Annotated in this window: 23 protein-coding genes; 6 read left to right on the forward strand and 17 right to left on the reverse strand. The window is 57.4% G+C overall.

What is annotated here, in order from left to right:
* On the reverse strand, nucleotides 1–221 hold a 221-nt coding region (locus AC0KVQ_RS14175; protein ID WP_473421823.1), incomplete at its 3' end, for a PTS mannitol transporter subunit IIA.
* 209 nt (nucleotides 222–430) lie between these two features.
* Between AC0KVQ_RS14175 and AC0KVQ_RS14180 the strand changes: the two genes are divergently transcribed.
* Nucleotides 431–1,423, forward strand: a complete 993-nt coding sequence (locus AC0KVQ_RS14180) for a LacI family DNA-binding transcriptional regulator (RefSeq protein ID WP_473421824.1) — start codon at nucleotides 431–433, stop codon at nucleotides 1,421–1,423.
* 216 nt (nucleotides 1,424–1,639) lie between these two features.
* A complete protein-coding gene (fbaA, locus tag AC0KVQ_RS14185) occupies nucleotides 1,640–2,719 on the forward strand; it encodes a class II fructose-bisphosphate aldolase (RefSeq protein ID WP_473421825.1) in 1,080 nt (359 codons plus the stop codon).
* Nucleotides 2,720–2,902: 183 nt separating this feature from the next.
* On the opposite strand, the gene acnB is transcribed toward fbaA, so the two are convergent.
* From acnB to AC0KVQ_RS14260, 15 genes are all read right to left on the reverse strand, one after another.
* Nucleotides 2,903–5,479 carry a bifunctional aconitate hydratase 2/2-methylisocitrate dehydratase gene (acnB, locus tag AC0KVQ_RS14190; protein ID WP_473421826.1) on the reverse strand — a complete coding sequence of 859 codons (2,577 nt, stop codon included), beginning with the start codon at nucleotides 5,477–5,479 and terminating at the stop codon, nucleotides 2,903–2,905.
* A 33-nt stretch (nucleotides 5,480–5,512) separates the two neighbouring features.
* Nucleotides 5,513–6,355, reverse strand: a complete 843-nt coding sequence (locus tag AC0KVQ_RS14195) for a sulfurtransferase (protein ID WP_473421827.1) — start codon at nucleotides 6,353–6,355, stop codon at nucleotides 5,513–5,515.
* A 1-nt stretch (nucleotide 6,356) separates the two neighbouring features.
* Nucleotides 6,357–7,130 (reverse strand): histidinol-phosphatase, encoded by a 774-nt coding sequence (gene hisN, locus AC0KVQ_RS14200; protein ID WP_473421828.1) that lies wholly within the window; start codon nucleotides 7,128–7,130, stop codon nucleotides 6,357–6,359.
* A gap of 169 nt (nucleotides 7,131–7,299) precedes the next feature.
* Nucleotides 7,300–8,184, reverse strand: coding sequence for a succinate--CoA ligase subunit alpha (gene sucD, locus AC0KVQ_RS14205; RefSeq protein ID WP_473421829.1), 885 nt, complete (start codon nucleotides 8,182–8,184; stop codon nucleotides 7,300–7,302).
* Nucleotides 8,185–8,322: 138 nt separating this feature from the next.
* Nucleotides 8,323–9,492 (reverse strand): ADP-forming succinate--CoA ligase subunit beta, encoded by a 1,170-nt coding sequence (gene sucC / locus AC0KVQ_RS14210; protein ID WP_473421830.1) that lies wholly within the window; start codon nucleotides 9,490–9,492, stop codon nucleotides 8,323–8,325.
* A 118-nt stretch (nucleotides 9,493–9,610) separates the two neighbouring features.
* Nucleotides 9,611–11,044 (reverse strand): dihydrolipoyl dehydrogenase, encoded by a 1,434-nt coding sequence (lpdA, locus tag AC0KVQ_RS14215; protein WP_473421831.1) that lies wholly within the window; start codon nucleotides 11,042–11,044, stop codon nucleotides 9,611–9,613.
* Nucleotides 11,045–11,173: 129 nt separating this feature from the next.
* Nucleotides 11,174–12,388, reverse strand: a complete 1,215-nt coding sequence (odhB, locus tag AC0KVQ_RS14220) for a 2-oxoglutarate dehydrogenase complex dihydrolipoyllysine-residue succinyltransferase (protein ID WP_473421832.1) — start codon at nucleotides 12,386–12,388, stop codon at nucleotides 11,174–11,176.
* Between the two features lie 50 nt (nucleotides 12,389–12,438).
* Nucleotides 12,439–15,249, reverse strand: coding sequence for a 2-oxoglutarate dehydrogenase E1 component (locus AC0KVQ_RS14225; protein WP_473421833.1), 2,811 nt, complete (start codon nucleotides 15,247–15,249; stop codon nucleotides 12,439–12,441).
* Nucleotides 15,250–15,339: 90 nt separating this feature from the next.
* The gene (gene gltA / locus AC0KVQ_RS14230) at nucleotides 15,340–16,632 is read right to left on the reverse strand and encodes a citrate synthase (RefSeq protein WP_473421834.1); all 1,293 of its coding nucleotides are present in this window, start codon (nucleotides 16,630–16,632) and stop codon (nucleotides 15,340–15,342) included.
* A 43-nt stretch (nucleotides 16,633–16,675) separates the two neighbouring features.
* Complete coding sequence (locus AC0KVQ_RS14235; RefSeq protein ID WP_473421835.1) at nucleotides 16,676–16,927, reverse strand: FAD assembly factor SdhE; 252 nt, start codon at nucleotides 16,925–16,927, stop codon at nucleotides 16,676–16,678.
* A 15-nt stretch (nucleotides 16,928–16,942) separates the two neighbouring features.
* Nucleotides 16,943–17,644 (reverse strand): succinate dehydrogenase iron-sulfur subunit, encoded by a 702-nt coding sequence (locus AC0KVQ_RS14240; RefSeq protein ID WP_473421836.1) that lies wholly within the window; start codon nucleotides 17,642–17,644, stop codon nucleotides 16,943–16,945.
* 18 nt (nucleotides 17,645–17,662) lie between these two features.
* The gene (gene sdhA, locus AC0KVQ_RS14245) at nucleotides 17,663–19,429 is read right to left on the reverse strand and encodes a succinate dehydrogenase flavoprotein subunit (protein WP_473421837.1); all 1,767 of its coding nucleotides are present in this window, start codon (nucleotides 19,427–19,429) and stop codon (nucleotides 17,663–17,665) included.
* Entirely contained in the window at nucleotides 19,426–19,776 is a 351-nt protein-coding gene (gene sdhD, locus AC0KVQ_RS14250; RefSeq protein WP_473421838.1) for a succinate dehydrogenase, hydrophobic membrane anchor protein, read from the reverse strand. Before sdhD ends, sdhA begins: the two co-directional genes overlap by 4 nt.
* Nucleotides 19,770–20,144, reverse strand: coding sequence for a succinate dehydrogenase, cytochrome b556 subunit (sdhC, locus tag AC0KVQ_RS14255; RefSeq protein ID WP_473421839.1), 375 nt, complete (start codon nucleotides 20,142–20,144; stop codon nucleotides 19,770–19,772). The genes sdhD and sdhC overlap by 7 nt, the downstream gene beginning before the upstream one ends.
* 92 nt (nucleotides 20,145–20,236) lie before the next feature.
* Nucleotides 20,237–20,950: a GntR family transcriptional regulator gene (locus AC0KVQ_RS14260; protein WP_473421840.1), complete on the reverse strand. Its 714-nt coding sequence runs from the start codon at nucleotides 20,948–20,950 to the stop codon at nucleotides 20,237–20,239.
* A 213-nt stretch (nucleotides 20,951–21,163) separates the two neighbouring features.
* On the opposite strand from AC0KVQ_RS14260, the gene AC0KVQ_RS14265 reads away from it, so the two are divergent.
* The 3 genes from AC0KVQ_RS14265 (at nucleotide 21,164) to bamC (ending at nucleotide 24,356) form a co-directional block, all read left to right on the forward strand.
* Nucleotides 21,164–22,144, forward strand: a complete 981-nt coding sequence (locus AC0KVQ_RS14265) for a malate dehydrogenase (protein ID WP_473421841.1) — start codon at nucleotides 21,164–21,166, stop codon at nucleotides 22,142–22,144.
* A 139-nt stretch (nucleotides 22,145–22,283) separates the two neighbouring features.
* Entirely contained in the window at nucleotides 22,284–23,159 is an 876-nt protein-coding gene (dapA, locus tag AC0KVQ_RS14270) for a 4-hydroxy-tetrahydrodipicolinate synthase (RefSeq protein WP_473421842.1), read from the forward strand.
* 60 nt (nucleotides 23,160–23,219) lie between these two features.
* Nucleotides 23,220–24,356, forward strand: a complete 1,137-nt coding sequence (gene bamC / locus AC0KVQ_RS14275) for an outer membrane protein assembly factor BamC (RefSeq protein ID WP_473421843.1) — start codon at nucleotides 23,220–23,222, stop codon at nucleotides 24,354–24,356.
* A 66-nt stretch (nucleotides 24,357–24,422) separates the two neighbouring features.
* On the opposite strand, the gene AC0KVQ_RS14280 is transcribed toward bamC, so the two are convergent.
* On the reverse strand, nucleotides 24,423–25,358 hold the full coding sequence (locus tag AC0KVQ_RS14280; protein WP_473421844.1) for a dihydrodipicolinate synthase family protein: 936 nt from the start codon (nucleotides 25,356–25,358) through the stop codon (nucleotides 24,423–24,425).
* 231 nt (nucleotides 25,359–25,589) lie between these two features.
* Here AC0KVQ_RS14280 and rbsK point away from each other — a divergent pair, with 231 nt between their 5' ends.
* Nucleotides 25,590–26,483 (forward strand): ribokinase, encoded by an 894-nt coding sequence (rbsK, locus tag AC0KVQ_RS14285; RefSeq protein WP_473421845.1) that lies wholly within the window; start codon nucleotides 25,590–25,592, stop codon nucleotides 26,481–26,483.
* The last annotated feature ends 167 nt before the right edge of the window (nucleotides 26,484–26,650 follow it).

Genomic DNA, 26,650 nt, shown 5'->3' on the forward strand with positions numbered 1-26,650 from the left:
GTCTTACGCACCAGCGACCGGTCCTGCACCATGCCGTGCGGTATCGCTACCCCGCTGCCAAGGTAGGTGTCGGCCATCGCCTCGCGAGCGAAAAAACTATCCACGTAACCGCTCTCGATGCAGCCCGCATCGAGCAGCAACTGACCAGCTTGACGGATCGCAGCCTCCTTGCTGGCGGAAGAAGCAGCAAGCTGGGCGATGGGATGTAGGGATGCGCTCATGTAGTACCTCCTTTTCTCGACTACTTTATTTGTAATCGTTTACATTTTTTATGTCAACAAGTAAATGAAAATTGCCGCCGATCGGCAAGCTCAATAAAAAACAGTGAAATTTATGTTGTTAAACCAAGGTGTTGGGGTATATTTATCTGAAACAAGCACTGCACTGCATCAGAAAACAAATGTAATCGTTTTCATTAATGGGAGCGAGAATGGCTAGAATCAAGGATGTCGCACTCGTAGCAGGTGTCTCTACCGCTACGGTTTCCCGAGTACTCTCCAGTAGCGGCCCGGTAGGCAAGGAATTGCGCAACAGGGTGCTTGAAACCGTAGCCAAGCTCGGTTATCGGCCCAATCTGGCCGCGCGCCGTCTACGTTCCAGCCGCACCCAAACCATCGGCCTGATCGTCTCCGACGTGCGCAACCCGTTTTTTACCAATATCAGCCGCGCAGTCGAGGACATCGCCTACCAGCAAGGCATGCGCGTGATGCTGTGCAACTCGGATGAAGACCCTAAAAAGGAAGCGCTGTATCTGGGCCTGATGGAAGAGGAAAACGTATGCGGGGTGATCTTCTCGCCCACATTGGGTACTGCGCAGCAGTTCGATGTGGCGGCCTACCCTTTTCCGGTGGTGATGATTGATAGGCCGGTCGTGCCGAGTGCGGTAGATGCCGTGGTGCTCGACAACCGGGTGGCAACCCATACGTTGGTCGATCATCTGGTCGCACAGGGTTATCGCCGCATCGGCGGCATCTTCGGCTCGGCCAGCGGCACGGGCCTGGCCCGGTGCGAAAGCTTCCATCAGGTCTTGCAGCAGCATGGACTGACCGGCGAAAGCCAGCTGCTTACGCCAACGGCAGCAGCCGCCCAGCAAAAAATCGAGCACTGGCTGGCCGAACCCAATCGACCCGAGGCACTGCTGGTCAGCAACGGGCTATTCCTGCTGGGCACACTGCAGGCCATTCGCGCCGCCGGGCTGAAAATCCCGAATGACATCGCCCTGGTCGGTTTTGATGATGACCCGTGGACTTCGCTGGTCGATCCAGGCCTGACCGTGATCGCCCAACCGACCTACGAAATCGGCCGTACCGCCATGGAATTGCTGTTGCAACGTCTGGAAAGCCCGGAACGACCGGTGCGCGTGGTCGAACTGGCCGGCAGCCTGATCGTGCGCGGTTCCAGCCGGATACAGGCAGGGGCGTAGAAATTCAGCAGTTTTTCAGAACGTGCTCACCATCTTGCTGCGAGGCCGTGATCAGGGCTCATGCGCTGCTCAAAATCCTCATGTACTACTTGTACATTCCGGTTTTTGTGCTGCTCTTTACCCTGCTAACGGCCTCTCGCGACAGATCGTGAACAAGTTCGCAGCAACTTCCCGGCATCCTGAACAAGTGCCGATTCATCAAAACAGGAGCATGAAATGACCAAGATTTTTGATGCTGTGAAACCTGGTGTTGTCACTGGCGAAGATGTTCAAAAGATTTTTGAAATCGCCAAAGCCAACAAATTCGCGCTGCCGGCAGTGAATGTCATCGGTACCGATTCGATCAACGCAGTGATCGAAGCCGCTGCCAAGGTCAAGTCTGCGGTGGTCATCCAGTTTTCCAACGGGGGGGCACAATTCTTCGCCGGCAAGGGTCTGAAGCTTGAAGGCCAGCAAGCCGCCATCATCGGCGCGATCTCCGGCGCCAGGCACGTTCACGCCGTGGCCGAGGCCTATGGCGTGCCCGTCATCCTCCACACCGACCACGCAGCGAAGAAGTTGCTGCCCTGGATCGACGGCCTGCTGGACGCAGGTGAAAAGCACTTCGCCGAAACCGGCAAGCCGCTCTTCTCCTCCCATATGCTGGACCTCTCCGAAGAGCCTCTGGAAGAAAACGTCGAAATCTGCTGCAAGTATCTTGAACGCATGGCCAGGATGGGGATGACGCTGGAACTCGAACTGGGCTGCACGGGTGGTGAAGAAGACGGCGTCGACAACTCCGGCATGGATCAATCCGCGTTGTACACCCAGCCGGAAGACGTGGCCTATGCCTACGAGCACCTGATCAAGATCAGCCCGCGTTTCACGATTGCAGCCTCCTTCGGCAACGTGCACGGCGTGTACAAGCCTGGTAACGTCAAGCTGACCCCGAAGATCCTCGATAACTCCCAGAAATACGTGTCCGAAAAGTTCGGCCTGCCGCCCAAACCCCTGAACTTCGTATTCCACGGCGGTTCGGGTTCCACGGCTCAAGAAATCGAAGAGTCCGTATCCTACGGCGTCATCAAGATGAACATCGACACCGACACGCAGTGGGCGACCTGGGAAGGCATCCTGAATTACTACAAGGCGAAAGAAGGCTACCTGCAAGGCCAGTTGGGCAACCCGGAAGGCCCGGACAGCCCGAACAAGAAGTACTACGACCCGCGCATCTGGCTACGCAAGGGCCAGGAATCCATGATTGCCCGTCTGGAACAGGCATTCCATGAACTGAACGCGATCAACTCGCTATCGTGATGAGGTCGTTGGGCTGAGCTTGTGAAGCCCAACATTTACTGATTCTTGGCGCACATCATCTGTTGGGCTTCGCTTTGCTCAGCACCAACCTACAAGACTGGATTCCGGTTTCCACCGGAATGACGGTCAAACACAAAACAGCCCGGCAAAAACCGGGCTGTCTTCATTTGCTACATCAGAAAATCACTTCACCGCCTGATAATCCGCAATCTGGTCGAAGTTCAGATACTTGTAGACTTCGCCAGCCTTGGCGTTCAGCACACCCATATCGGCCAGATACTCTTCCACGGTCGGGATGCGACCGAGCTTGGAGCAGACTGCAGCCAGTTCGGCCGAGCCGAGATAGACGTTGGTGTTCTTGCCCAAGCGGTTCGGGAAGTTGCGAGTGGAGGTCGACATCACGGTTGCGCCTTCACGCACCTGTGCCTGGTTGCCCATGCACAGCGAGCAGCCCGGCATTTCAGTACGCGCGCCGGCCATACCGAACACGCCGTAGTGGCCTTCTTCGGTCAACTGCTTGGCGTCCATCTTGGTCGGCGGGGCGATCCACAGCTTGGAAGGCAGATCACGCTTGCCTTCAAGCAGCTTGGATGCGGCACGGAAATGGCCGATATTGGTCATGCACGAACCAATGAACACTTCGTCGATCTTGGCGCCGGCCACTTCGGACAGGAACTTCACGTCGTCCGGATCATTCGGGCAGGCCACGATCGGCTCCTTGATGTCGGCCAGGTCAATTTCAATGACTGCGGCATATTCGGCATCGGCATCAGGCTGCAGCAGTTCCGGCTTGGCGATCCAGTCCTGCATCGCCTTGATGCGGCGTTCCAGTGTACGTGCGTCACCGTAGCCTTCCGCGATCATCCACTTGAGCAGCGTGATGTTGGAGTTGAGATATTCGATGATCGGCTCTTTATCAAGGCGCACCGTACATCCGGCAGCAGAACGCTCGGCCGATGCGTCAGACAATTCAAACGCCTGTTCGACTTTCAGTTGCGGCAGACCTTCGATTTCCAGGATACGGCCGGAGAAAGCGTTGACCTTGCCAGCCTTGGCCACGGTCAGCAAACCTTGCTTGATGCCATAGAGCGGAATTGCGTTGACCAGATCGCGCAGTGTTACGCCCGGTTGCATTTCGCCCTTGAAACGCACCAAGACGGATTCCGGCATATCGAGCGGCATCACGCCTGTGGCGGCGGCAAAGGCCACGAGGCCGGAACCCGCCGGGAAGCTGATACCGATCGGGAAACGAGTATGGCTGTCACCGCCGGTGCCAACGGTATCGGGCATCAGCATGCGGTTAAGCCAGGAATGGATCACGCCATCGCCCGGGCGCAGCGAAACCCCGCCACGATTGCGGATGAATTCCGGCAGTTCGTGGTGCATTTTCACATCGACCGGTTTCGGGTACGCGGCAGTGTGGCAGAACGATTGCATCACCAGATCGGCCGAGAAACCGAGGCACGCCAAGTCTTTCAACTCGTCGCGCGTCATCGGGCCGGTGGTATCTTGCGAGCCCACCGAAGTCATCTTCGGCTCGCAGTAAGTGCCAGGGCGAACGCCCTGCCCTTCCGGCAAGCCACAGGCGCGACCGACCATCTTTTGCGCCAGCGAGAAGCCACGGCCGGAATCGGCCGGGTTGTGCGGCAGGCGGAACAGAGTCGAAGCCGGCAGGCCCAGCGCTTCGCGCGCCTTGGCGGTGAGGCCGCGACCGATGATCAGGTTGATGCGGCCACCGGCACGCACTTCATCAAAGATCACATCCGACTTGACCTTGAACTCGGCCACGACCTGACCAGCCTTTTCGATCTTGCCGGCATAGGGGTAGATGTCGATCACATCACCCATTTCGAGCTTGGTTACATCGACTTCGATCGGCAATGCACCGGAATCTTCCTGCGTATTGAAGAAGATCGGCGCGATCTTGCCGCCCAGGCACACACCGCCGAAACGCTTGTTCGGCACGAATGGAATATCTTCGCCAGTCGCCCAGATCACGCTGTTGGTGGCGGATTTACGACTGGAACCGGTGCCGACCACATCGCCCACATACGCGACCAGATGGCCTTTTTTCTTGAGGTCTTCGATGAACTGGATCGGGCCACGCTTGCCGTCTTCTTCCGGCACGAACACCGCATCGGCGCGCTTGTTTTTCAGCATGGCCAGGTAGTGCAGCGGAATGTCCGGCCGGCTCCAGGCATCGGGCGCGGGGGAGAGATCATCAGTATTCGTCTCACCCGGCACCTTGAATACGGTGACAGTGATCTTTTCTGCCACTTCGGGACGGCTGGTGAACCACTCGGCATCGGCCCAGGATTGCAGCACTTGCTTGGCGTTTGCGCTGCCCTTGTCAGCCAGCGCCTTCACATCGTGGAAGTAATCGAACATCAGCAGGGTTTTCGACAAACCCGCAGCGGCAATCGCGCCGACCTCGGCATCGTCCAGCACGTCGATCATTGGCTTGATGTTGAAACCACCGACCATGGTGCCCAATAATTCGACCGCCTTGGCACGTGAAATCAGCGGTGAGGAATCCTTGCCGGCAGCCACGGCAGCCAGAAAGGCAGCCTTGACCTTGGCGGCATCGTCCACGCCCGGCGGCACGCGGTGGGTGATCAGTTCAACCAGCAGCGCTTCTTCGCCCTTGGGCGGGGCCTTCAGCAGATCAACCAGAGCGGCGGTTTGCTGCGCGGTCAGCGGCAGTGGGGGAATACCCAGCGCAGCGCGCTCGGCAACATGTTGGCGGTAGGCTTCAAGCATGGTTGCAACCTTTTCAAATCAGGGATACAAAATTCAGTCACACGAAACCGGGCGGGCCGGATTCGCGCACCATTCACTCCAGGAACCGGCATAGAGCCGACCACCCGGCATTCCTGCACTGGCAAGAGCCAGCAGGTTATGGCAGGCAGTCACACCGGAACCGCACAGGTGAACCACGCGGTTCACCGGCCAGTCATTCAGGATAGAAGCCCAGTCATTGCGCAGTAACGCTGCCGGCTTGAACAGGCCTTTATCCAGGTTATGCTGGAAAAATCGGTTGGTGGCCTGAGGGATATGACCACCAACAGGATCCAGCGTTTCACCGATGCCCCGAAACCGTTCCGGACTCCGGGCATCGACCAGCAAAAATTCTTGGGTTTTCAGATTGCCCAATACTTGTTCAGCGCTAACCACCCGATCAGCCTGCAAATTGACATGGAACTTGGCGGGCAGCGATGGAGGTACATCCGTCTTGATCGGCAAACCCGCAGCGACCCAGGCGGAATAGCCGCCATCAAGCACCTGCACGCTAGCGTGGCCCAACCAGCCCAATAGCCACCACAGCCGCGCCGCACCTGGCACGCTCTGGGCGGGATCATCATAGGCAATTACCCGCGTGCCGTTATGAATGCCGATCTGTTCCAGTTTTCGCGCGAGCGCTTGCGGATCGGGCAAGGGGTGGCGACCATTATTGCCCGTCATCCGCCCCGACAGATCATCATCAAGATGCAGGAATACCGCATCAGGCAGATGTCCGACACCGTATGCCGCTCTGCCCCACTTTGTGTCGGCCAGTTGATGGCGACAATCGACAATGACCAGATCCGGCTCGTCGATCAGGCCGGCCAGTTCAGTTACGGAAATCAGCGGCTTCATTTCAGACCTTATTCAAGAAAACCAGTGCAGCATCATGCAACTGCGGAGTGGCTGCAGCGATCACATCGCCACCGCTGCCTTTATCAAGCGGCTGGCCTTGCCAATCGGTCATGACCCCACCGGCGCCGAGCACTACTGGCGCAAGTGCAGCGAAATCATGCAACTTGATCCCGGATTCGACGGCGATATCCATACCGCCCGAAGCCAGCAAACCAAACTGATAGCCATCCCCGCCCCACACGGCAAAGCGACATTGCGCGGCCAGATCATTGAAGGCGGCCAACCCGTCAGCGGTGTAATACTGCGGCCCGGTCGAGCCAATGCGTGCACGGCCAAGATCAATGATCTGCGAAACGTGCGCAGGCTTGCCATTGAGCGTCGTACCCTCACCCACCACGCCAAGCCAGCAATCGCCGGTAATCGGCTGGTTGATCACGCCCAGCACGGGCTTGCCGAAATGCAGCAGGCCAATCAGGGTGACAAACAGCGGCCGCCCGGTGATGAATGCCTTGGTACCATCCACCGGATCGAGCACCCAGGTCCACTCGGCATCTTCGTTTTCGCGGCCGAACTCTTCACCGATGATGCCATCCAGCGGACGCCGCTCGGCTATCAGCTTGCGCATCACCTGCTCCGCTTCGCGGTCGGCCTGTGTCACCGGGCTTGCGTCCGTTTTATCGTCAATCGCCAGGCCACTGCGATAATAGCCGCGAATGATATCGCTGCTGGCTTGTGCCAATTCCTGCGCCAGTTGTTTCAGTTCTGCCGGAACCATTACCGCACCTTCATCAAGTAAAAACCGCGCGATTATGCGCGAGGGGCTGCATTCGGGAAAGCCTGTATGCCAACCGATCACATATAGGTCGGGTTAGACGCCTGGCGTCGTAACCCGACGTTCCATCGAGCAATCGGCGGGTTACAGCACCTACCCGCCATGCCATGGATTACCGCAGACCCTTCGACTTCAGCAACTCCATCATCGTCTTGCCGAGCTCCGCCGGGTTGCGGGTATAGGCAATGCCTGCCTTCTCGAAGGCCTGGAATTTTTCCTCCGCCGTGCCCTTGCCACCGGAGATGATCGCGCCAGCATGGCCCATGCGCTTGCCCTTCGGTGCGGTCACGCCTGCGATGTAACCAACGATCGGCTTGGTGACGTATTGCTTGGCGAATTCTGCAGCTTCTTCCTCGGCCGAACCGCCGATTTCACCGATCATGATGATGGCTTCGGTACCAGGATCGTCCTGGAACAGCTTCAGAGCATCGATGTGACTGGTGCCCGGAATCGGATCACCGCCAATGCCGATACAGGTCGATTGGCCCAGACCCAGCACCGTGGTTTGTGCCACGGCTTCATAGGTCAGCGTACCGGAACGACTGACGATGCCGATCTTGCCCGGCAGGTGGATATGCCACGGCATGATGCCGATCTTGCATTCGCCCGGCGTGATGATACCGGGGCAGTTCGGGCCGATCAGGCGCGCGCCGGAAGATTCGACATAACGCTTCACCTGCAGCATGTCGAGTGTCGGCACGCCTTCGGTAATGCACACTACCAGTTTCACACCGGAATCAACGGCTTCGATGATCGAATCCTTGGCGAACGGTGCCGGTACATAGATCACGGATGCATCGGCGCCGGTTTCGCGCACGGCATCCTTCATGGTGTTGAACACCGGCAGACCCAGATGCTGGCTGCCACCCTTGCCCGGGGTAACACCGCCGACCACCTGGGTGCCGCACTTGAGTGCCTGTTCGGCGTGGAAAGTACCATTCTTGCCGGTGAAGCCCTGCACCAGGATCTTGGTATCTTTGTTGACGAGAACGCTCATTTTTGAACCCTTTGTGAGGGGCGAGGCGGAAGGGGTGAGGTGTAAACCCTTAACCCTTTGCGCCGCACCACATTTATCCTTTCATGTGAAAAGTTCGGGAGGCGAAGGTTTTACACCTCACGCCTAACACCTCACTCCTCACTGAGCCGCAACAGCGGCGACAATTTTCTCGGCCGCATCATTCAGGCCCTGTGCCGAAGTCAGCTTCAGGCCAGATTCATCCAGAATCTTCGCACCCAGCTCGGCATTGTTGCCTTCCAGACGCACTACCACCGGCACGGTCACGTGCACTTCCTTCACGGCGGCGATAATGGCTTCGGCGATCATGTCGCAGCGGACGATGCCGCCAAAGATGTTGATCAGCACGCCCTTGACCGATGGATCGGCCAGGATCAGCTTGAATGCCTCGATCACGCGCTCCTTGGTGGCACCACCGCCCACATCGAGGAAGTTGGCCGGCTGGCCGCCCTTGAGCTTGATGATGTCCATGGTGGCCATTGCCAGCCCGGCGCCGTTCACCATGCAGCCGATATTGCCTTCCAGCGCCACGTAGTTGAGTTCGTGCTCGGAGGCTGCCAATTCACGTTCGTTTTCCTGGCTCTTGTCGCGGATTGCGGAGAGGTGCGGCAGGCGGAACAGGGCGTTGGAATCGATGCCGACCTTGGCATCGACGCAAGCCAGCGAGCCATCGCCACGAATCGCCAGCGGGTTGATTTCGAACAGGGCAAAGTCATTCTCGACGAAAGCCTTGTAGGCGCCTGTCATCAGCTTGGTGAACTGGCCGATCTGGTCGCCGGAAAGGCCCAGAGCAAAAGCCACGTCACGCGCCTGGAACGGCAGCAGGCCAACGAGCGGATCAACCGTCACCTTCAGGATCTTTTCCGGCGTCTTGTGGGCCACTTCTTCGATCTCGACACCACCTTCGGTCGAGGCCATGAAGGTCACGCGACGGCTGGAGCGATCCACCACGGCGCCGAGGTAGAGTTCGCGCTGCACCGGATACATGTCTTCGCACACCAGCACCGAATTCACCGGCTGACCATTGGCATCGGTCTGGTAGGTCACCAGATTCTTGCCGATCAGACCCTTGGTGATCTCGGCGGCTTCTTCGCGGCTTTTCACCACTTTCACGCCGCCGGCCTTGCCGCGACCACCGGCATGGACCTGCGCCTTGATCACGGCGAACTTGCCGCCCAGTTGATCGAAAGCCGCAGCAGCTTCTTCGGGAGTCTTGGCCAGTACGCCCTGCTGTACCGGCAAACCATACTTGGCCAGCAGTTCCTTGGCCTGATACTCGTGCAGATTCATGTTTAAATTTCCTGCTTTGGAAAATCGTCAAAATCGGGTGAAACATGAAGGCATGAACGAGCATACAAAATCTGCTCCTCACCTGTTCACTGCTTCACCCGTTCACTTGTTCACTGCTTCAACTATGCAAACCGCGCTTCTCGCAACCCAGCGCCGCTTCGTGCATGGCCTCGGAAAGCGACGGATGCGCGTGGATGATGCGGGCGATATCCTCGCTGGAGGCCTTGAATTCCATGGCGACCACAGCTTCGGCGATCAATTCACTCGCGAACGGACCGATGATGTGCACACCCAGAATGCGATCGGTCTTGGCGCACGCCAGCATCTTCACGAAACCGCCGACTTCGCCGAGACCCAGCGCGCGTCCGTTCGGGCTGAACGGGAACTGGCCCTTCTTGTAGGCAATGCCTTCCGCCTTGAGTGCCTGTTCGGTCTTGCCCACCCAGGCAATTTCCGGGCTGGTGTAGATGATCCAGGGGATGCATTCGAAATCGAGATGCGGCTGCTGACCGGCAATCCGCTCAGCCACCGCCACGCCTTCTTCGCTGGCCTTGTGCGCCAGCATCGGCCCCGGGGCCACATCACCCACCGCCCAGATATTGGGCAGGCTGGTTTGGTTGAAGGCATTGGTTTCTACAAAACCGCGCTCGGTCATGCGCAATTCCAGACCATCGGCCAACAGCCCTTCCACATTCGGTTTACGGCCCACGCAGACAATCAGCTTGTCAAACGTCGAGGTGGTTTCCTTGCCTTCAGAATCTGCCCACACCACCTTGACATCCTTGCGGCCCGGCTTCACTGATTTGAGCGTAACGCTGGTATTGATGTTCAGCCCCAGATCGCGGGTAAAGATGCGGTTGGCTTCACGCGCCACCGCTTCGTCGGCAGCGAGCAGGAAGCCGGGTGCAGCTTCGAGCAGGGTGACTTCCGAACCCAGACGCTTCCAGACAGAACCCATCTCCAGACCGATCACGCCGGCACCGATCACGCCCAGGCGTTTCGGGATTTCCTGGATTTCCAGTGCACCTTCGTTATCGAGGATCAGCTTGTTGTCGGTCGGGGTATCGGGGAGCTGGCGCGGCTTGGAACCGGTTGCCAGAATCACGTGGCGGGTCTGGACGACTTCCGTCTTTTCGCCATTGCTGACTTCGACCTGCCACAGATCGTTTTCGCGGCGCAGAATCTTGCCGTGGCCAAACAAGCTGGTGACCTTGTTTTTCTTGAACAGGTAGGAGATACCCTGAGTGAGCTTGCTCACGATCTCGTTCTTGCGATTGAGCATCTGGCCAACATCGAATTTCAGGCCAGAAACGGAAATACCATGCGCGGCGAATTTGTGTTCGACCCGCTCGTAGTTTTCCGACGATTCCAGCAAAGCCTTGGAGGGAATACAGCCAACATTCAGGCAAGTACCGCCAAGACTGGGTTGCCCATCCTTATTCTTGAATTCATCCACGCATGCCGTGCTAAGACCAAGCTGCGCAGCGCGAATCGCGGCCACATAACCGCCAGGACCTGCACCGATCACCACTACATCGAATTGTTGAGGCATGTTTATATTCCTGTGAGGTGTGAGGAGTCAGGTGTGAGGGGGTTAACCCGACTGACCTCCCATTCAAGCAATCAGGAGCCGGAGCAAGACGTGGTACACCTCACGTCTTGCTCCTCACTCCTCACTTCATTACAGATCCAGAATCAGTCGGGACGGGTCTTCGATGGCTTCCTTGATCGCCACCAGCGAGAGCACGGCTTCGCGCCCGTCGATCAGGCGGTGATCGTACGATTGCGCCAGGTACATCATCGGACGAATCACGATTTCGCCGTCTTCCACCACCACGCGGTCCTTGATGCCGTGCATGCCCAGAATGGCTGCTTGCGGCGGGTTGATGATCGGGGTGGACATCATCGAGCCGAAGGCACCGCCGTTGGAAATCGTGTAAGTACCGCCGGTGAGTTCTTCCACCGTCAGCTTGCCAGCCTGCGCGCGCTTGCCGAAATCGGCGATCTGCTTCTCGATATCGGCCAAGCTCAGCAGATCGGCATTGCGGATGATCGGAACGACCAGACCACGCGGGCTGCCTACTGCCACGCCGATGTCGTAGTAGCCGTGGTAGACAATATCGCTGCCATCGATCGAGGCATTCACCACCGGATACTTGCGCAGCGCATGCACGACCGCCTTCACGAAGAAGGACATGAAGCCCAGACGCACGCCGTGTTCCTTCTCGAAACGCTCGCGGTACTTGTTGCGCAGATCGGTGACCGGCTTCATGTTGACTTCGTTGAACGTGGTCAACATGGCATTTTCGGATTGCGACTGCAGCAGGCGTTCCGCCACGCGCATGCGCAACCGGCTCATCGGCACGCGTTGTTCCGGACGATCGCCAGTCGTAGATTGCAGCGGTGCAACCGCGGGCGGAGCCGCCGGCATCGGCACGGAAGCCGGTGCTTGTGGAACAACCGCAGCAGCAACCTTGGCAGCATGCGCAGCGACATCTTCCTTGAGTACCCGGCCACCGCGTCCGCTGCCCTGCACGTCTTCGAGCTTGACGCCGGTTTCCGCTGCCAGCTTCATGGCTGCCGGCATGGCATCGACTTCCTTGGCGGCTGGTGCCGTTGTGCTTTCCTGGGCAGCCTTGGCCGGTGCGGAGGCCGTGGCATTGGTATCGATCGTGGCGATCAATTCCAGGCTTTTCACCGTATCACCCTGATGGCGGGCGATGGAAACCAGTACGCCGGCCTGCGGGGCGGGAATTTCCAGTACCACTTTGTCGGTTTCGATATCGATCAGATTTTCATCCCGCGCCACGGCTTCGCCTACCTGCTTCTTCCAGGCAAGCAAAGTGGCCTCGGCAACGGATTCGGGCAACTGCGGCACTTTCACTTCGATAATCATGAGGCTCTCTCCAGTTATGCTTGGTAGTTTCGGGAGTCTGCAGTTCCCGGTCAGATGTTCATGGCTTCATCAAGGAAAGCCTTGAGTTGTGCATTGTGTTTGCTCATGTAGCCCACTGCCGGCGAGGCCGATGATGGACGACCCGCATAGAGCAGTGTCTGGCGCGGCTGAAGCAGGCTTTGCAGGCGGTGCCAGATCTGGTTCCAGGCCCCCTGGTTGCGCGGTTCTTCCTGAACCCACATCAATTCGCGTGCATTGCTGTATTTATCCAGCTCGGCCTTCAACTCGTCGGTCGGGAACGGATAGAGCTGCTCCAGGCGCACGATGGCGATTTCCTTGATGTCACGCTCCTTGCGGGCATTGGCCAGGTCGTAATACACCTGACCGGAACACACGATCACGCGCTTCACCTTGCGGGCATCCAGATCGACTGCATCGCCGATCACGCTACGGAAACCGCCCTTGGTGAACTGATCGATCGGACTCATCGAATCCTTGTAGCGCAGCAGCTTCTTGCTCATGATGATCACAAGCGGCTTGCGCACCGGTCGCAGCATCTGGCGGCGCAGTACGTGGAACATCTGCGCGGCTTCCGAGAGCATCACCACCTGGATGTTGTGCTCGGCACACATTTGCAGATAGCGCTCGACGCGGGCGGAAGAATGCTCCGGTCCCTGGCCGTCATAACCGTGCGGCAGCATCATCACCAGCCCGCACAGACGGCCCCACTTGGTTTCGCCCGAGGTGATGAACTGATCGATCACCACCTGCGCGCCATTGGCAAAATCGCCGAATTGCGCTTCCCAGATCACCATTTCATCCGGTGCCGACGTGGCATAGCCATATTCGAATGCCAGCACGGCTTCTTCGTTCAGGATCGAATCGATCACCAGGAAGTTGGCCTGGTTATCCGACAGGTGCTGCAATGGAACAAACGCACCCTGATCCCATTTTTCGCGGTTCTGATCGTGCAGTACGGCGTGGCGGTGCGTGAACGTGCCACGGCCGGCATCCTCGCCCGAGATACGCACCGGATAACCTTCGGTCAACAAGGTGGCATAAGCCAGATGTTCGGCCATGCCCCAGTCTACCGGCAGATTGCCCCGCACCATCTCGCAGCGATCGGCCACAACCTTTTCGACAGTGCTGCGCAACTTGAAACCTTCAGGCGCGCGGGTGAACTTGTCAGCCAGGCGGATCAGATCAGCCTGCGGCACGGCGGTATTGGCCGGATGGCGCCAGTGCGTGCCCATGAAGCGGGTGAAATCGACTGCAAACATGCGGCGGTATTCAGTCAATGTCGTCTGCTCGACATGCTCGCCGCGATCCAGTGCTGCACGGTACGCATCGATCAATCCGTCGGCCTCCTCACCAGTCACGATGCCTTCTGCCACCAGTCGGTCCGCATATTTGCGACGCACGCCTGGATGTGCCGCGATCTTCTTGTACATCATCGGCTGGGTAACGAACGGATCGTCGGCCTCGTTGTGACCGTGGCGACGGAAACACACCAGATCCACCACCACATCCTTGCGGAATTTCATGCGGAATTCGAGAGCAGCCTGCACCACCAGACAAACCGCTTCCGGATCATCGCCATTCACGTGGAAGATCGGCGCTTCGATCATCTTGGCGATATCGGTGCTGTAGATGGTGGAACGCGCATCGCGCAAATCGGACGTGGTAAAGCCGATCTGGTTGTTGATCACGATATGCAGGGTGCCGCCGGTACGATAACCGCGCGTTTGCGACAGGTTGAACGTGCCCTGATTGGTGCCCAGACCGATAAAGGCGGCATCACCGTGGATCAGCACGGCCATCACTTCATCGCCCTGCCTATCGCCACGACGCTGCTGGCGGGCGCGGGTGGAGCCCTCCACCACCGGATTGACGATTTCCAGATGCGATGGATTGAACGCAAGATTCAGGTGGATCGGACCATTGTCGGTCGCGATATCGGATGAGAAACCCATGTGATATTTCACATCGCCCGACGAAAGCTGCGTATTGGCTCGCCCCTCGAATTCGCTGAACAGATCCCGTGGCTGCTTGCCCAGAATGTTGACCAGCATGTTCAGGCGCCCGCGGTGGGCCATGCCGATCACCAGTTCCTGCAAGCCCTGTTCGGCCGAAGCATGCACCAGCCAATCCACGGCCGGAATCAGCGAATCGCCGCCTTCGAGCGAGAAGCGCTTCTGGCCGACATATTTTTTGTGCAGATACTGCTCAAGCGTTTCCGCAGCGGTGACTTGCTTGAGGATGCGCAACTTGCGTTCTGCCGGAAAATCCGGCGTGGAACAACGGCTCTCGAACCAGTCCTGCACCCACTTCCGTTGCTCGGAATGGGTAATGTGCATGTATTCGATGCCGATGTTGCCGCAATAGGTCTGCTTGAGAAAACCCAGCACCTTGGCCAGCGTGGCCTGTTCCATCCCGGTGATGTTGGTACCGAACAGCACGGCCATATCGGCATCGGAAAAGCCATGAGTCGCCGGATCCAGTTCCGGGATATGCGTATGATCCATGCGCTGCAAGGGATCGAGCGTGGATTGACGGCTACCCAGAACGCGGTAAGCGGAAATCAGGCGCAGCAGATTGATCTGTTTGCGGGTGGAATCCGGTGCCTCGCTGCGTTGCGGCGTGGCACGCGGTTGCTTGGCCAGTTCACGGAAGGAAGCTTCGATTGGCGCACGCGGAATATCGCGACCGATACTCATGGTCGACTGTTGCAGCTTGTCGAAGTAATCGCGCCATTCCTGCGCAACCAGAGCCGGATCGGTCAGGTATTGTTCGTAGAGCTCTTCCACGAACGGGGCATTGCCACCAAACAGGTAAGAGTTGATTTCGAGGTCTTTCATCATCGCCGTCGCAGCTCCTTGTATCTCCAGCCCCGTTTTTATATCGGGTATTCGTTATGGGATCGCCGGCTGCACCGGCGATCCGGCTTTGGCTCAGCTTCGTTGATCCAGCGGCACATAATCGCGCCGTTGTGCCCCGGTATAGAGCTGACGCGGGCGACCAATCTTCAGGCCTGGATCGGAAATCATTTCATGCCAGTGGCTGATCCAGCCTACCGTGCGCGCCATGGCAAAGATGGCGGTGAACATCGACACCGGGATCCCGAGCGCCGAGAGCACGATGCCGGAATAGAAATCGACGTTCGGGTAGAGCTTGCGCTCGATGAAGTACGGATCTTCCAGCGCAATCTTTTCCAATGCCATGGCAAGCTTGAACTTCGGATCATCACCCAGGCCAAGCTCGTTCAGCACCTCGTAACAGGTGGTGCGCATGATGGAAGCGCGCGGGTCCATGTTTTTGTAAACACGATGGCCGAAGCCCATCAGCTTGTGGGTCTTGTTTTTCACGCCTTCCATGAATGCGGGCACATGATCAACCGAACCGATTTCATCAAGCATCTTCAGCACGGCTTCATTGGCGCCGCCATGTGCCGGTCCCCACAGACACGCAATACCTGCCGCCACGCAGGCAAACGGGTTTGCTCCGGATGAGCCTGCCAGGCGCACGGTCGAGGTGGACGCATTCTGTTCGTGATCGGCATGCAGAATCAGGATGCGATCCAGCGCACGCACCAGTACCGGGTTAGGCACATATTCCTCGCACGGTGTTGCAAACATCATGTGCAGGAAATTGGCGCTGTAGGACAGGTGATTCTTCGGGAACATGAACGGCAGGCCATGGCTGTAGCGGTAGCACATTGCCGCAATGGTCGGAATCTTGGAGATCAGGCGATAGGCAGCCACCGCACGATCGTTTTCCTTGGTGTAATCCATGCTGTCCTGATAGAACGCGGACAGGGCACCGGTTACGCCCACCATCATTGCCATCGGGTGTGCATCGCGGCGGAAGCCGTTGAAGAAGCGCGACAACTGCTCATGCACCATGGTGTGGCGCGTAACGATGCGCACGAACTCTTCTTTCTCGGCCGGGTTCGGCAATTCGCCATAGATCAGCAGGTAACAGGTTTCGAGGTAATCGGATTCCTCGGCCAGTTGCTCGATCGGATAGCCGCGATAGTAGAGCTGGCCCAGATCACCATCGATAAAGGTGATTTTCGATTCACATGCCGCAGTTGCCAGAAAGCCCGGGTCAAACGTAAACATGCCCGTGTGACCAAAGGAACGAATGTCGACCACGTTCGGACCAATCGTACCCGGCAAAACCGGCAGATCGATCGTGCTCTGACCATTGTTGTAGGTCATGGTCACCTTGAGGTTGCTTTCCATTTTCAGACTCCAGGATATGGCTGTCAGTGTTCAGCCAGTCGATTCAAGCAGCTTGTCGAGCCGCGCGGATACGTTCAATCATTGGCGCCAGTCTTGCATCGGGACAGGCGACCTTGCCATTGAGGTAGTCAAGCAAGTCGTTATCGGATACGAGCAGCAGATCACGGTAAATTTCCTGCTCTTGTGCTGCCAGCTTGGGCAATACATCGCGGACGAAACCGGCCAGTTGCAGATCCAGTTCCAGAAGCCCCCGGCGCGAACGCCAGACCAGCCGTTTCAGTTCAATTTCGTCCATGAGGTTTACCTTTTATCAGACAATACGCTTGACCATCAAATCCTTGATCTTGCCGATTGCCTTGGTCGGGTTGAGCTCCTTCGGACAGACATCAACGCAATTCATGATCGTGTGGCAGCGGAACAAGCGGTACGGATCTTCCAGGTTATCGAGCCGCTCGGCCGTGGCCTCATCGCGCGTATCGGCAATGAAACGGTAGGCAGCAAGCAAGCCGGCCGGGCCGACGAACTTGTCCGGGTTCCACCAGAACGACGGACACGACGTCGAACAGCACGCGCACAGGATGCATTCGTACAGGCCGTCGAGTTCCTTGCGATCTTCCGGGCTTTGCAGGCGTTCACGATCCGGTTTTGGGCCTTCGTTGACCAGATACGGCTTGATCGAATGGTATTGCTTGAAGAATTGCGTCATGTCGACGATCAGGTCGCGGATCACCGGCAAGCCGGGCAGCGGACGAATTTCCACCGGCTGCTTCAGACTGGCGACATCGGTAATACAGGCCAGACCGTTCTTGCCATTGATGTTCATCGCGTCCGATCCGCACACACCCTCACGGCAGGAGCGGCGGAATGTCAGGGTGTCATCCACAATTTTCAGGCGCACCAGCGCATCGAGCAACTTCTTGTCGGAGGGCTCGAGCTCGACGTGGTAATCCTGCATGTATGGTTTCTGATCGACATCCGGGTTGAAGCGATAGATCTTGAAATGCATTTTCATCGTGTCTCTCCGGATGTTTTAATAAACGCGCTTCTGCGGCGCAATGTAGTCAACAGACAACGGGGTGTTGTGCACCGGCTTGTAGGAAAGCTGGCGGGTCTTGCCATCATAGAGTGTGTGCTTCATCCACTCGTCATCGTGACGATCCGGAAAATCATCGTGGGCATGCGCACCGCGTGATTCCTTGCGCGCTTCGGCGCAGACCAGCGTGGCCACGGCCACTTCGATCAGGTTGTCGAGTTCCAGCGCTTCGATACGGGCGGTATTGAATACGCGGGATTTATCCTTGATCTGCGTGTGGCGAGCGCGCTCAGCAATCGTCTTGATCTCTTCGACACCCTTGGCCAGGTTTTCCGAGTTGCGGAATACGCCGGCACGCAGCTGCACGCATTTCTGCATATCGGCACGCACATCAGCCACTTCCTCGCCACCGGTCTGGTTTTCCAGGCGAGCCAGACGCGCCAGCGAGAACTCCGCAGCATTGGCCGGCAAAGGCTTGAGGGTCGGGCGCTCGTGCTTGATGAAATCGATCATGCTGTTGCCGGCAGCCTTGCCGAACACAACCAGATCAAGCAGTGAGTTGGTGCCCAGGCGGTTGGCGCCATGCACCGAGGCGCACGCACATTCGCCAGCGGCATAGAAACCGTTCACGCGCACTTCGGGGTTGCCATCCTTGGGCGCGACAACCTCGCCCTTGTAGTTGGTGGGGATACCGCCCATCTGGTAATGGCAGGTTGGCACCACCGGGATCGGATCCTTGATCGGATCGACGCCAGCGAACTTGATCGCAATTTCGCGAATGCCCGGCAGCTTGCTCATGATCTTTTCCGGGCCGATATGGTCGAGCTTGAGCAGTACGTGATCCTTGTCCTTGCCGCAGCCGCGACCTTCGAGGATTTCCAGCGCCATCGCACGCGATACTACGTCGCGACTGGCCAGATCCTTGGCGTTCGGGGCGTAGCGCTCCATGAAACGTTCACCGTTGCCATTGAGCAGAATGCCGCCTTCGCCGCGCACACCCTCGGTGATCAGTACCCCGGCGCCGGCTACGCCTGTCGGGTGGAACTGCCAGAACTCCATGTCTTCGAGCGGAATGCCGGCGCGTACCGACATGCCCAGACCATCACCGGTATTGATAAAGGCGTTGGTCGAAGCTGCGAAGATGCGCCCTGCCCCGCCGGTGGCAAACAGTACGGCCTTGGCATGCAGCACGTTGACTTCGCCGGTTTCCATTTCCAGTGCAGTCACGCCCACCACATCACCATCGGCATCGCGAATCAGGTCAAGCGCCATCCACTCGACAAAGAATTGAGTCTGCGCACGTACATTGCGCTGGTAAAGCGTGTGCAACATGGCGTGACCGGTACGGTCGGCCGCGGCACAGGCGCGCTCGACCGGGGTCTTGCCATTGTTGGCCATATGGCCACCGAACGGACGCTGATAAATTTTGCCGTTTTCCAGCCGGTCGAACGGCATGCCGAAGTGTTCGAGCTCGACCACGACTTCCGGCGCCTGGCGGCACATGAACTCGATCGCATCCTGATCACCCAGCCAGTCCGACCCCTTCACGGTGTCGTACATGTGCCATTCCCATTTGTCTTCCTGCACATTGCCAAGCGAAGCGGAAATGCCACCCTGCGCCGCCACGGTGTGGGAACGGGTGGGGAAAACCTTGGAGATCACGGCAGTCTTGAGACCTGCCTCAGACAACTGCAGTGCGGCACGCAAGCCAGCACCGCCCGCGCCGACGATCACGGCATCGAACTTACGGACAGGAACAGTCATTGTGCACCCCATACGACTTTGATCATGTAAATCAGAGAACCGACAAGCCAGAGCACCGTCAGCGTATGCATCAGAACGCGAATACCTGCTGGCTTGATGTAATCCATCCAGATATCGCGCATGCCGATCCAGGCATGCCACAGCAGCGCAAGCATCGATACCGTGAACAGCACCTTGACCCAGGTCGAGCCCAGTAACGCCTTCCAGCCATCGAACGATGCACCGCTTGCCAGCAGCAGGAACGCCACCAGCGCCACAGCAAATACCAGAATCACCACAGCAGTCAGTCGCTGCACCAGCCAATCGCGCAAACCATAATGCGCGCCAGTCAGATGTCGATTCACCATGTCAGCGCTCCAATCAGGGCAGTCAGGGCCAGGCTCACGACAAGTACCAGCTTGGCGCTCAGGCGGGCGGCCGGTAGATCAACCCCCACATGCACATCCATCAACAGATAACGCACACCGGCACAGGCATGGTGCAGAAAGGCCCACAGCACGCCCAGCAGGAACAGCTTTACCAGTGGATTGGCGATGCAGGCCCGGAATGCTTCATAGCGTTCTGCGGAAGAGAGCGAGCCTTCCAGCGCGTAGAGCAGGAAAGGGATTGCCGCAAACAGGGCGGCGCCGCTGACACGGTGCATGATGGAAACAATGCCTGGCAGCGGCAGCCTGATCTGCCAGAGCGCCAGATGCTTGGGACGGGTTGGATGCATTCGTATTTTTCTCCGTGTTGTTGTGAAAGTACTCGTCTTGCCGCGAGTTTTGATTATTGGATCAGACTGGGATTTTTTCCCTGTCTTCTAACTTATATAGCCGGCTCGAAAGATAATCGGTCGGTTTTCATCCAGGCCACGCTCCACAATTGCGGCCGACCTTCGTAATCGCGCGACAATCTGGATAACTGCAACAGCGGTTCATTGATTTCGACCATCAGCATTCGCGATTCCGCCACAGTGGCAGACACTGCCCGGTAGCGCGCCGGATCATCCACCAGTCGAGCACCGTGATCGCGCCAGATCAGTTCGCGCAGATTGCCTTTCATTTCCCGGATACGGCGGGTTTCCAGCTCCGGGTAGAACGATTCTGGCAACAGCATTTCTTCCAGACCCGCCACATCCCCCTTGACCCGCAGCAGGCGCCGCACCTGCCAAAGCGTCGAACCGCGACGCAAGCCAAGCAGGTCAGCAAAAGCCTCGCCCGCATGCATGCGCAGGCATGAAATGAACTCAACCTGCGCCGTTACCCCATCCTGATCAGCCAGAGGAACAAATCGGGCACATAACAGATCATCCCGCACCCCCGCAACAAAGGTACCCACACCCTGCCGGCGATACAAAACATCCTCGACCACGAGCGCATCGAGCGCCTTGCGCACCGTTCCCTGGCTAACACCGAAACGCCTGGCAAGCTCCATCTCACTTGGCAGTGATTCATCAGCCAGCCACTCGCCATCCTTGATGGCAGCAAGGACTTCTTTGCGGACCTGTTGATAGAGAGGTTGGGCAGCAAGCTTTGTCATGGGTGTGATTTTTACCACGTTATTGAGAAGCAGTCTATAGCAGTCTTATATAAGACAAAAGATACGTTTCATCGGGAAAACCCTTAGCATTCCAAATGCGATCTTTTCGCAAAGATGCTAGACTTTTCTTCGCAGGGAACACCGCCCTGCCCAACCCACTCAAGCTTCGCTTGCGCCCATGGACTTCAAGTCCGAACACTGGAGCTGATAAATATGAAAAAACCCGTTCGCGTAGCAGTCACCGGTGCTGCCGGCCAGATTGGCTATAGCCTTTTGTTCCGTATTGCCTCCGGCGCCATGCTCGGCCCGGATCAGCCGGTTATCCTGCAACTACTCGACATTACACCGTCATTGCCGGCACTTAACGGCGTAGTGATGGAACTGGACGACTGCGCCTTCCCGCTGCTGGCCGGCATCGTGCAGACCGACGACCCCAAAATCGCCTTCAAGGATGCAGATATTGCCCTGCTGGTCGGTGCCCGCCCCCGCGGCCCCGGCATGGAACGCAAGGATCTCCTCGAAGCCAATGGCGCGATCTTTACCACGCAAGGCAAGGCACTCAATGAAGTCGCCAGCCGCGATGTGAAGGTGCTGGTGGTTGGCAACCCGGCCAACACCAATGCCTACATCGCCATGAAGAATGCACCGGACCTGAATCCGGCCAACTTCACCGCCATGATGCGGCTCGACCACAACCGCGCGCTGACCCAGATCGCCCAGAAAACCGGCACGGCGGTAACTGATGTAAAAAAAATGATCATCTGGGGCAACCATTCCGCCACCCAGTATCCGGACATCTTCCACGCCGAAGTCAAAGGCCAGAACGCAGCAGCACTGATCAATGACCAGGCCTGGCTCGAATCTACTTTCATCCCGACCGTTCAGCAGCGCGGTGCCGCCATCATCAAGGCGCGCGGACTGTCATCGGCCGCATCGGCCGCCAATGCCGCAATCGACCATATCCGCAACTGGGTACTGGGAACACCGGAAGGCGACTGGGTCACCATGGGCATTCCCGCCAACGGTGAATATGGCTATTCGGATGTCATCTTTGGTTACCCGGTCATCTGCAAGGGTGGCAAATACGAAATCATCAAAGACCTGGCAATCAGCGAATTCAGCCGCGCAAAAATGGATGCCAGCTACAAGGAACTGTGCGAAGAGCGCGACGCAATCAAGCACCTGCTTGCCTGATTGCTCACCCATATCCTCCCGGCAAGGCAGCCTGTTACGGCTGCCTTTTTTACTTTTTCTGCCATCCTGCTGCATTCCCCGCACTGCGCGCTTCGGTTAGAATCGTGTGCTCAGATTATTTCTATGGAATTGACAACCCATGTTGACCGGTAGCCTTGTCGCAATTGCCACGCCCATGTTTGATAACGGTGATCTGGATTTTGCACGCCTGAAAAAACTTGTGGACTGGCACATCGATCAGGGAACTGATGGCATCGTGGCTGTCGGTACCACTGGTGAATCCCCCACTGTTGGCGTGGATGAGCATCTCGAGATCATTCGCACCGTGATTGAGCAGGCTGCAGGTCGTGTCCCGGTTATCGCCGGCACGGGCGCCAACTCCACACGCGAAGCGATTGAACTGACTGAACGCGCCAAGGCCATCGGCGCCGACTATGCGCTATCCGTGGTTCCGTATTACAACAAGCCATCCCAGGAAGGCCTGTACCAGCATTTCAAGGCAATCGCCGAAGCGGTCGACATTCCGGTCATTCTCTATAACGTACCGGGGCGCACCGGCTGCGACTTGGCCAACGACACGGTGATCCACCTGGCCGAGATTCCGAATATCGTCGGCATCAAGGATGCAACCGGCAATCTTGATCGCGCCGTTGACCTGATCAGCCGCGCACCGACAGATTTCCAGCTTTACTCTGGCGACGACGCCACCACCTTGGCTTTCGTCCTTTTGGGCGGCCACGGCACGATCTCGGTCACGGCAAATGTGGCGCCCGGCATGATGCACGAAATGTGCGTTCTGGCCCGCCAAGGTCGCATCAGCGAAGCTCGCATCATCAATAATCGCCTGCAACATCTGCACCGTGACCTGTTCGTGGAAGCCAATCCGATTCCGGTCAAGTGGGCCATGGCAGAACTCGGGCTGATCGAAAAAGGCATCAGACTGCCACTGACCTGGCTGGCCACCGCCAACCAGCCACGGGTAAGGAAAGCCATGCAGCATGCAGGCCTGTGCTGATCACCCCAACCTTTTACAACAAGCGAACACAGATCAACCCACCAACCGATGCATGGAACAATGAAAGCATTCAGACTCGCACCGATCGCCCTTGCCCTGCTGGTTGCAGGTTGCACCACAGACGAACTGCTTATGCAACGCCGCGTGGATTACCGCTCAAGCAGTGACAACCTGTCCAAGAACCCGCTGGAGGTACCGCCGGACCTTTCCTCTCCGTCGGTCAACCCCGCCTTCACCGTACCCTCCAACGCCGCACTGGCCCAAAGCGCGCCTGCAGCAGTCAGCAGCGCCTCGCAGGTTTTGCCGACCAACGCCAAGGCCAAATTGGTCAGCGCTGGCGGTCAACGCTGGTTGGTGGTACGTGGCAACCCTGAAAAACTGTGGGGGGAGATCCGCGAGTTCTGGATTGCCAACGGCTTCATTCTGACCGTCGACAACCCGACCAGCGGCATTATGGAAACCGACTGGCTGGAAAACCACGCCAAGCTGCCACAAGACATGCTGACCCGCATGCTGGGCAAGATTTCACGCCGCCTGGCTTCCACCGGTGAACTGGACAAATTCCGTACCCGGCTTGAACGCGGTGCAGAAGAAGGCACTACCGAGATTTTTGTTTCGCACCAAGGCATGATCGAAGCCTATCGCGATGATGGCAGCACCCAGTTCCGCAATCAGGATGCTGTTGCCGACACCATCTGGATTCCGCGCCCAAGCGAACCCGAGCTTGAAGCAGAAATGATTTCGCTGCTGCTGCGGCATTTCGGCATGGATCAACAAACAGCACAAGCCGTGGTCAGCAGCCCGGCCGAGCAGCTCACCAAGGCGGAACTGACAACAGTGGCTGGTAGTAACAAGGTGCTTGTCATCCAGGATACTTATGACCGCGCCTGGCGCCGCACCGGCCTCGCACTGGAACGTATCGGCTTCATCATCACCGACCGCGACCGTACACAAGGCACCTACTTTGTTCGCCGTGCCGAAACCGATATCGGCAAGGAAAAGAGCGAAAGCTTCCTGGCAGGACTGGCCTTCTGGAGCAGCAAGAAGGAAGAAGAAAAGAAAGCCGCACAGCTCGAATACCAGGTACAACTGAAACAGGACACCAACCGTACCTTGCTGACACTGAAACCCAAGACTGAAGCCAACCAGGCCCTTGAACAGCAATTGCTTGACGGCCTGCTCAAGCAACTCAAGTAATCTGGCAAGCAGCACAAAAAACGGCGATCCACTGGGATCGCCGTTTTTCATTGCAGCCTCTGTTTATTATTTCAATGCAGCAACCCGTGCGCGCATGGCCTGCGCCCCTTGCACAACGTGATCGAGAATCGCATCCAGTGCCCAGAAACGTTCGCGCACATCGAAAGCCATGGTCCGGCTCTTGATCGACTGGAAAGTACCAATACGCTGATGGTACATCTTGGCCAGTACCGGATAGCCGAACGGCTCGGCCAGCGCCGACAACACCAGGAAATTGGCCAGCTCAGCTGCAAACTCGGGATGTTTGTTACCTTCTGTGTACAGCCACTTGTACAGGTCCGGGTGGAAATTGGTAAACACGCCATTGAACCCGCGCGAACCCGCCTGCATCGCATCCCAGGCAATCGCCGCATTGGCATTCAGAATGGCAAACGGGGTACCGGCCGTCAAAGCGACGCGACGCTTCACCGTTTCCAGATCGCACGAAACATCCTTCAGCAACACAAAGCGTTCGGTATCGATACAGAAGCGCAGCTCATCATCACTGAGCAGACGGCGATACGGTGCCGGGCATTCATAAAGGCCCAGCGGCATATCCTTGGGCAGTCGATCCAGCAGCCATTGCAGGTTGCCAAGAAAAACGTCAGTACCGCGATTCTTCGGATCAAGATGGTTCGTCACCAACACCACGCCGTCAGCACCGGTATTGGCTGCCACCGTCAGCTCTTCGAGCTGGCTGTAGGGGTCATCGCTGATATGGCCGGACACCACGACCGGCACGCGCCCAGCAGCCTGCTTGACCACGAACTTGCCAAGCGCTTCACGCTCCTTGATTGACAGAAATTGCATCTCGCTCGATTGGCACACCGCAAACAACGCATCCGAACCATTCGCGATATACCACTCGATCAAGCGCTCCAGCCCTGCGTAGTCAATCTCACCCGACTCCACAAATGGCGTAATCATGACTGGAACGATACCTTCGATTTTCTTTGCGCCCATACCCCTCACCTCTCAAATAAAGCTAAAACGTGTTTAGCTACCTATGCTAGTACACCAATTTTTTCGCCACAAGTATTCTGGTGCATATTTTTCACTACCTTCCGACGAAATGTAGCAAAAAATCAAAAACAACATTTCTTCTGGACAAACCATTTTTTTGGGATTAGATTGCACTCAAGCTAACGCGTTTTAGTTAATCGCATTCAAATCGCACAGGCAGAAGAACACGCTATGAACAAGGTTCTGGTCGTCGGCAGCATCAATATGGATCTGGTTGTGGAAACCACCCGAATGCCAGCCCCGGGTGAAACGCTGACTGGCGTGCAATTTTCAACCTTCCATGGTGGCAAAGGTGCCAATCAGGCTGTAGCAGCCAGCCGGCTTGGCGCCCAAGTCAGCATGATCGGCTGTGTCGGCGAGGACGCTTTCGGCCATGAATTGCTGAATGGTTTGCGTACAGAAGGCATCGATACACGATATGTCCGTACAGTCAGGAGTGTTGCAACGGGCGTAGCCGTAATCACCCTGAGCCAGGCTGAGAACTCGATCGTTGTTGTGCCTGGCGCGAATCACGTGTTGACTTCCGACGATATCACTGCAGCACAAGCTGCCTTCGCGGATACGGATGTCGTTCTGTGCCAGCTTGAAATCCCGCTCGCAACAGTTGAAGCCGCGGCTGAGATGGCAGCAAAACATGGCAAACCTTTTCTGCTCAATCCTGCCCCCGCCGTGCCATTGCCGACAAGCCTGCTCGCGCATATCCACCTGCTCACGCCCAATGAGCATGAGTTGTCCCTGATCTTCGCGACAGAAGAAGATGATTGGCAGCAAACCGTCAGCCGTATGGCTGGACGGGTTGTCGTTACCCGTGGCAGCGATGGTGCCTGGTTTGCCGATGCAGATGGCAAGCTTTTGCATCAGCCGGGTTACGCCGTACAGGCGGTGGACACCACGGGCGCAGGAGATACTTTCAATGGCACGCTGGCCGCCTTTTGGGGAGAGTCAATGCAAAGCGTGGTTCGCAAGGCTTGCGCGGCCGGGGCAATTTCCGTTACTCGCGCCGGAGCCCAAGGCGGTATGCCAAGACTGGATGAGCTGGAAGCTTTTTTGGCGAAACATGGATGATTTTCCCTCGGGTCCATCCCGGGGAAACCTGATACGGAACGAAAAACCGAACCAATGCGTTCTGTATTTTTTGCTAGGGATTGCACAGATCCCTGTCCAACGCGAAGTGGAGAAGGAGAAGTTGAGATGAAGAGAGGAATGCAGCAGGTATTCAAGGTAGCGGGTCT

The organism is Formivibrio sp. oc-25 (assembly GCF_055810895.1).

Bases quoted from the DNA above. Each gene is read 5' to 3' on its own strand.
- AC0KVQ_RS14280 (WP_473421844.1), bottom strand. From the start codon at position 25,358: ATGGGCGCAAAGAAAATCGAAGGTATCGTTCCAGTCATGATTACGCCA.
- gltA (WP_473421834.1), bottom strand. From the start codon at position 16,632: ATGGAAAGCAACCTCAAGGTGACCATGACCTACAACAATGGTCAGAGC.
- sucC (WP_473421830.1), bottom strand. From the start codon at position 9,492: ATGAATCTGCACGAGTATCAGGCCAAGGAACTGCTGGCCAAGTATGGT.
- bamC (WP_473421843.1), top strand. From the start codon at position 23,220: ATGAAAGCATTCAGACTCGCACCGATCGCCCTTGCCCTGCTGGTTGCA.
- sdhA (WP_473421837.1), bottom strand. From the start codon at position 19,429: ATGACTGTTCCTGTCCGTAAGTTCGATGCCGTGATCGTCGGCGCGGGC.
- AC0KVQ_RS14225 (WP_473421833.1), bottom strand. From the start codon at position 15,249: ATGATGAAAGACCTCGAAATCAACTCTTACCTGTTTGGTGGCAATGCC.
- AC0KVQ_RS14240 (WP_473421836.1), bottom strand. From the start codon at position 17,644: ATGAAAATGCATTTCAAGATCTATCGCTTCAACCCGGATGTCGATCAG.
- rbsK (WP_473421845.1), top strand. From the start codon at position 25,590: ATGAACAAGGTTCTGGTCGTCGGCAGCATCAATATGGATCTGGTTGTG.
- AC0KVQ_RS14180 (WP_473421824.1), top strand. From the start codon at position 431: ATGGCTAGAATCAAGGATGTCGCACTCGTAGCAGGTGTCTCTACCGCT.
- acnB (WP_473421826.1), bottom strand. From the start codon at position 5,479: ATGCTTGAAGCCTACCGCCAACATGTTGCCGAGCGCGCTGCGCTGGGT.
- dapA (WP_473421842.1), top strand. From the start codon at position 22,284: ATGTTGACCGGTAGCCTTGTCGCAATTGCCACGCCCATGTTTGATAAC.
- fbaA (WP_473421825.1), top strand. From the start codon at position 1,640: ATGACCAAGATTTTTGATGCTGTGAAACCTGGTGTTGTCACTGGCGAA.
- lpdA (WP_473421831.1), bottom strand. From the start codon at position 11,044: ATGCCTCAACAATTCGATGTAGTGGTGATCGGTGCAGGTCCTGGCGGT.
- AC0KVQ_RS14235 (WP_473421835.1), bottom strand. From the start codon at position 16,927: ATGGACGAAATTGAACTGAAACGGCTGGTCTGGCGTTCGCGCCGGGGG.
- AC0KVQ_RS14265 (WP_473421841.1), top strand. From the start codon at position 21,164: ATGAAAAAACCCGTTCGCGTAGCAGTCACCGGTGCTGCCGGCCAGATT.
- sdhD (WP_473421838.1), bottom strand. From the start codon at position 19,776: ATGGTGAATCGACATCTGACTGGCGCGCATTATGGTTTGCGCGATTGG.
- AC0KVQ_RS14260 (WP_473421840.1), bottom strand. From the start codon at position 20,950: ATGACAAAGCTTGCTGCCCAACCTCTCTATCAACAGGTCCGCAAAGAA.
- odhB (WP_473421832.1), bottom strand. From the start codon at position 12,388: ATGATTATCGAAGTGAAAGTGCCGCAGTTGCCCGAATCCGTTGCCGAG.
- AC0KVQ_RS14195 (WP_473421827.1), bottom strand. From the start codon at position 6,355: ATGAAGCCGCTGATTTCCGTAACTGAACTGGCCGGCCTGATCGACGAG.
- sucD (WP_473421829.1), bottom strand. From the start codon at position 8,184: ATGAGCGTTCTCGTCAACAAAGATACCAAGATCCTGGTGCAGGGCTTC.
- hisN (WP_473421828.1), bottom strand. From the start codon at position 7,130: ATGGTTCCGGCAGAACTGAAACAACTGGCGCAGGAATTGGCACAAGCC.
- sdhC (WP_473421839.1), bottom strand. From the start codon at position 20,144: ATGCATCCAACCCGTCCCAAGCATCTGGCGCTCTGGCAGATCAGGCTG.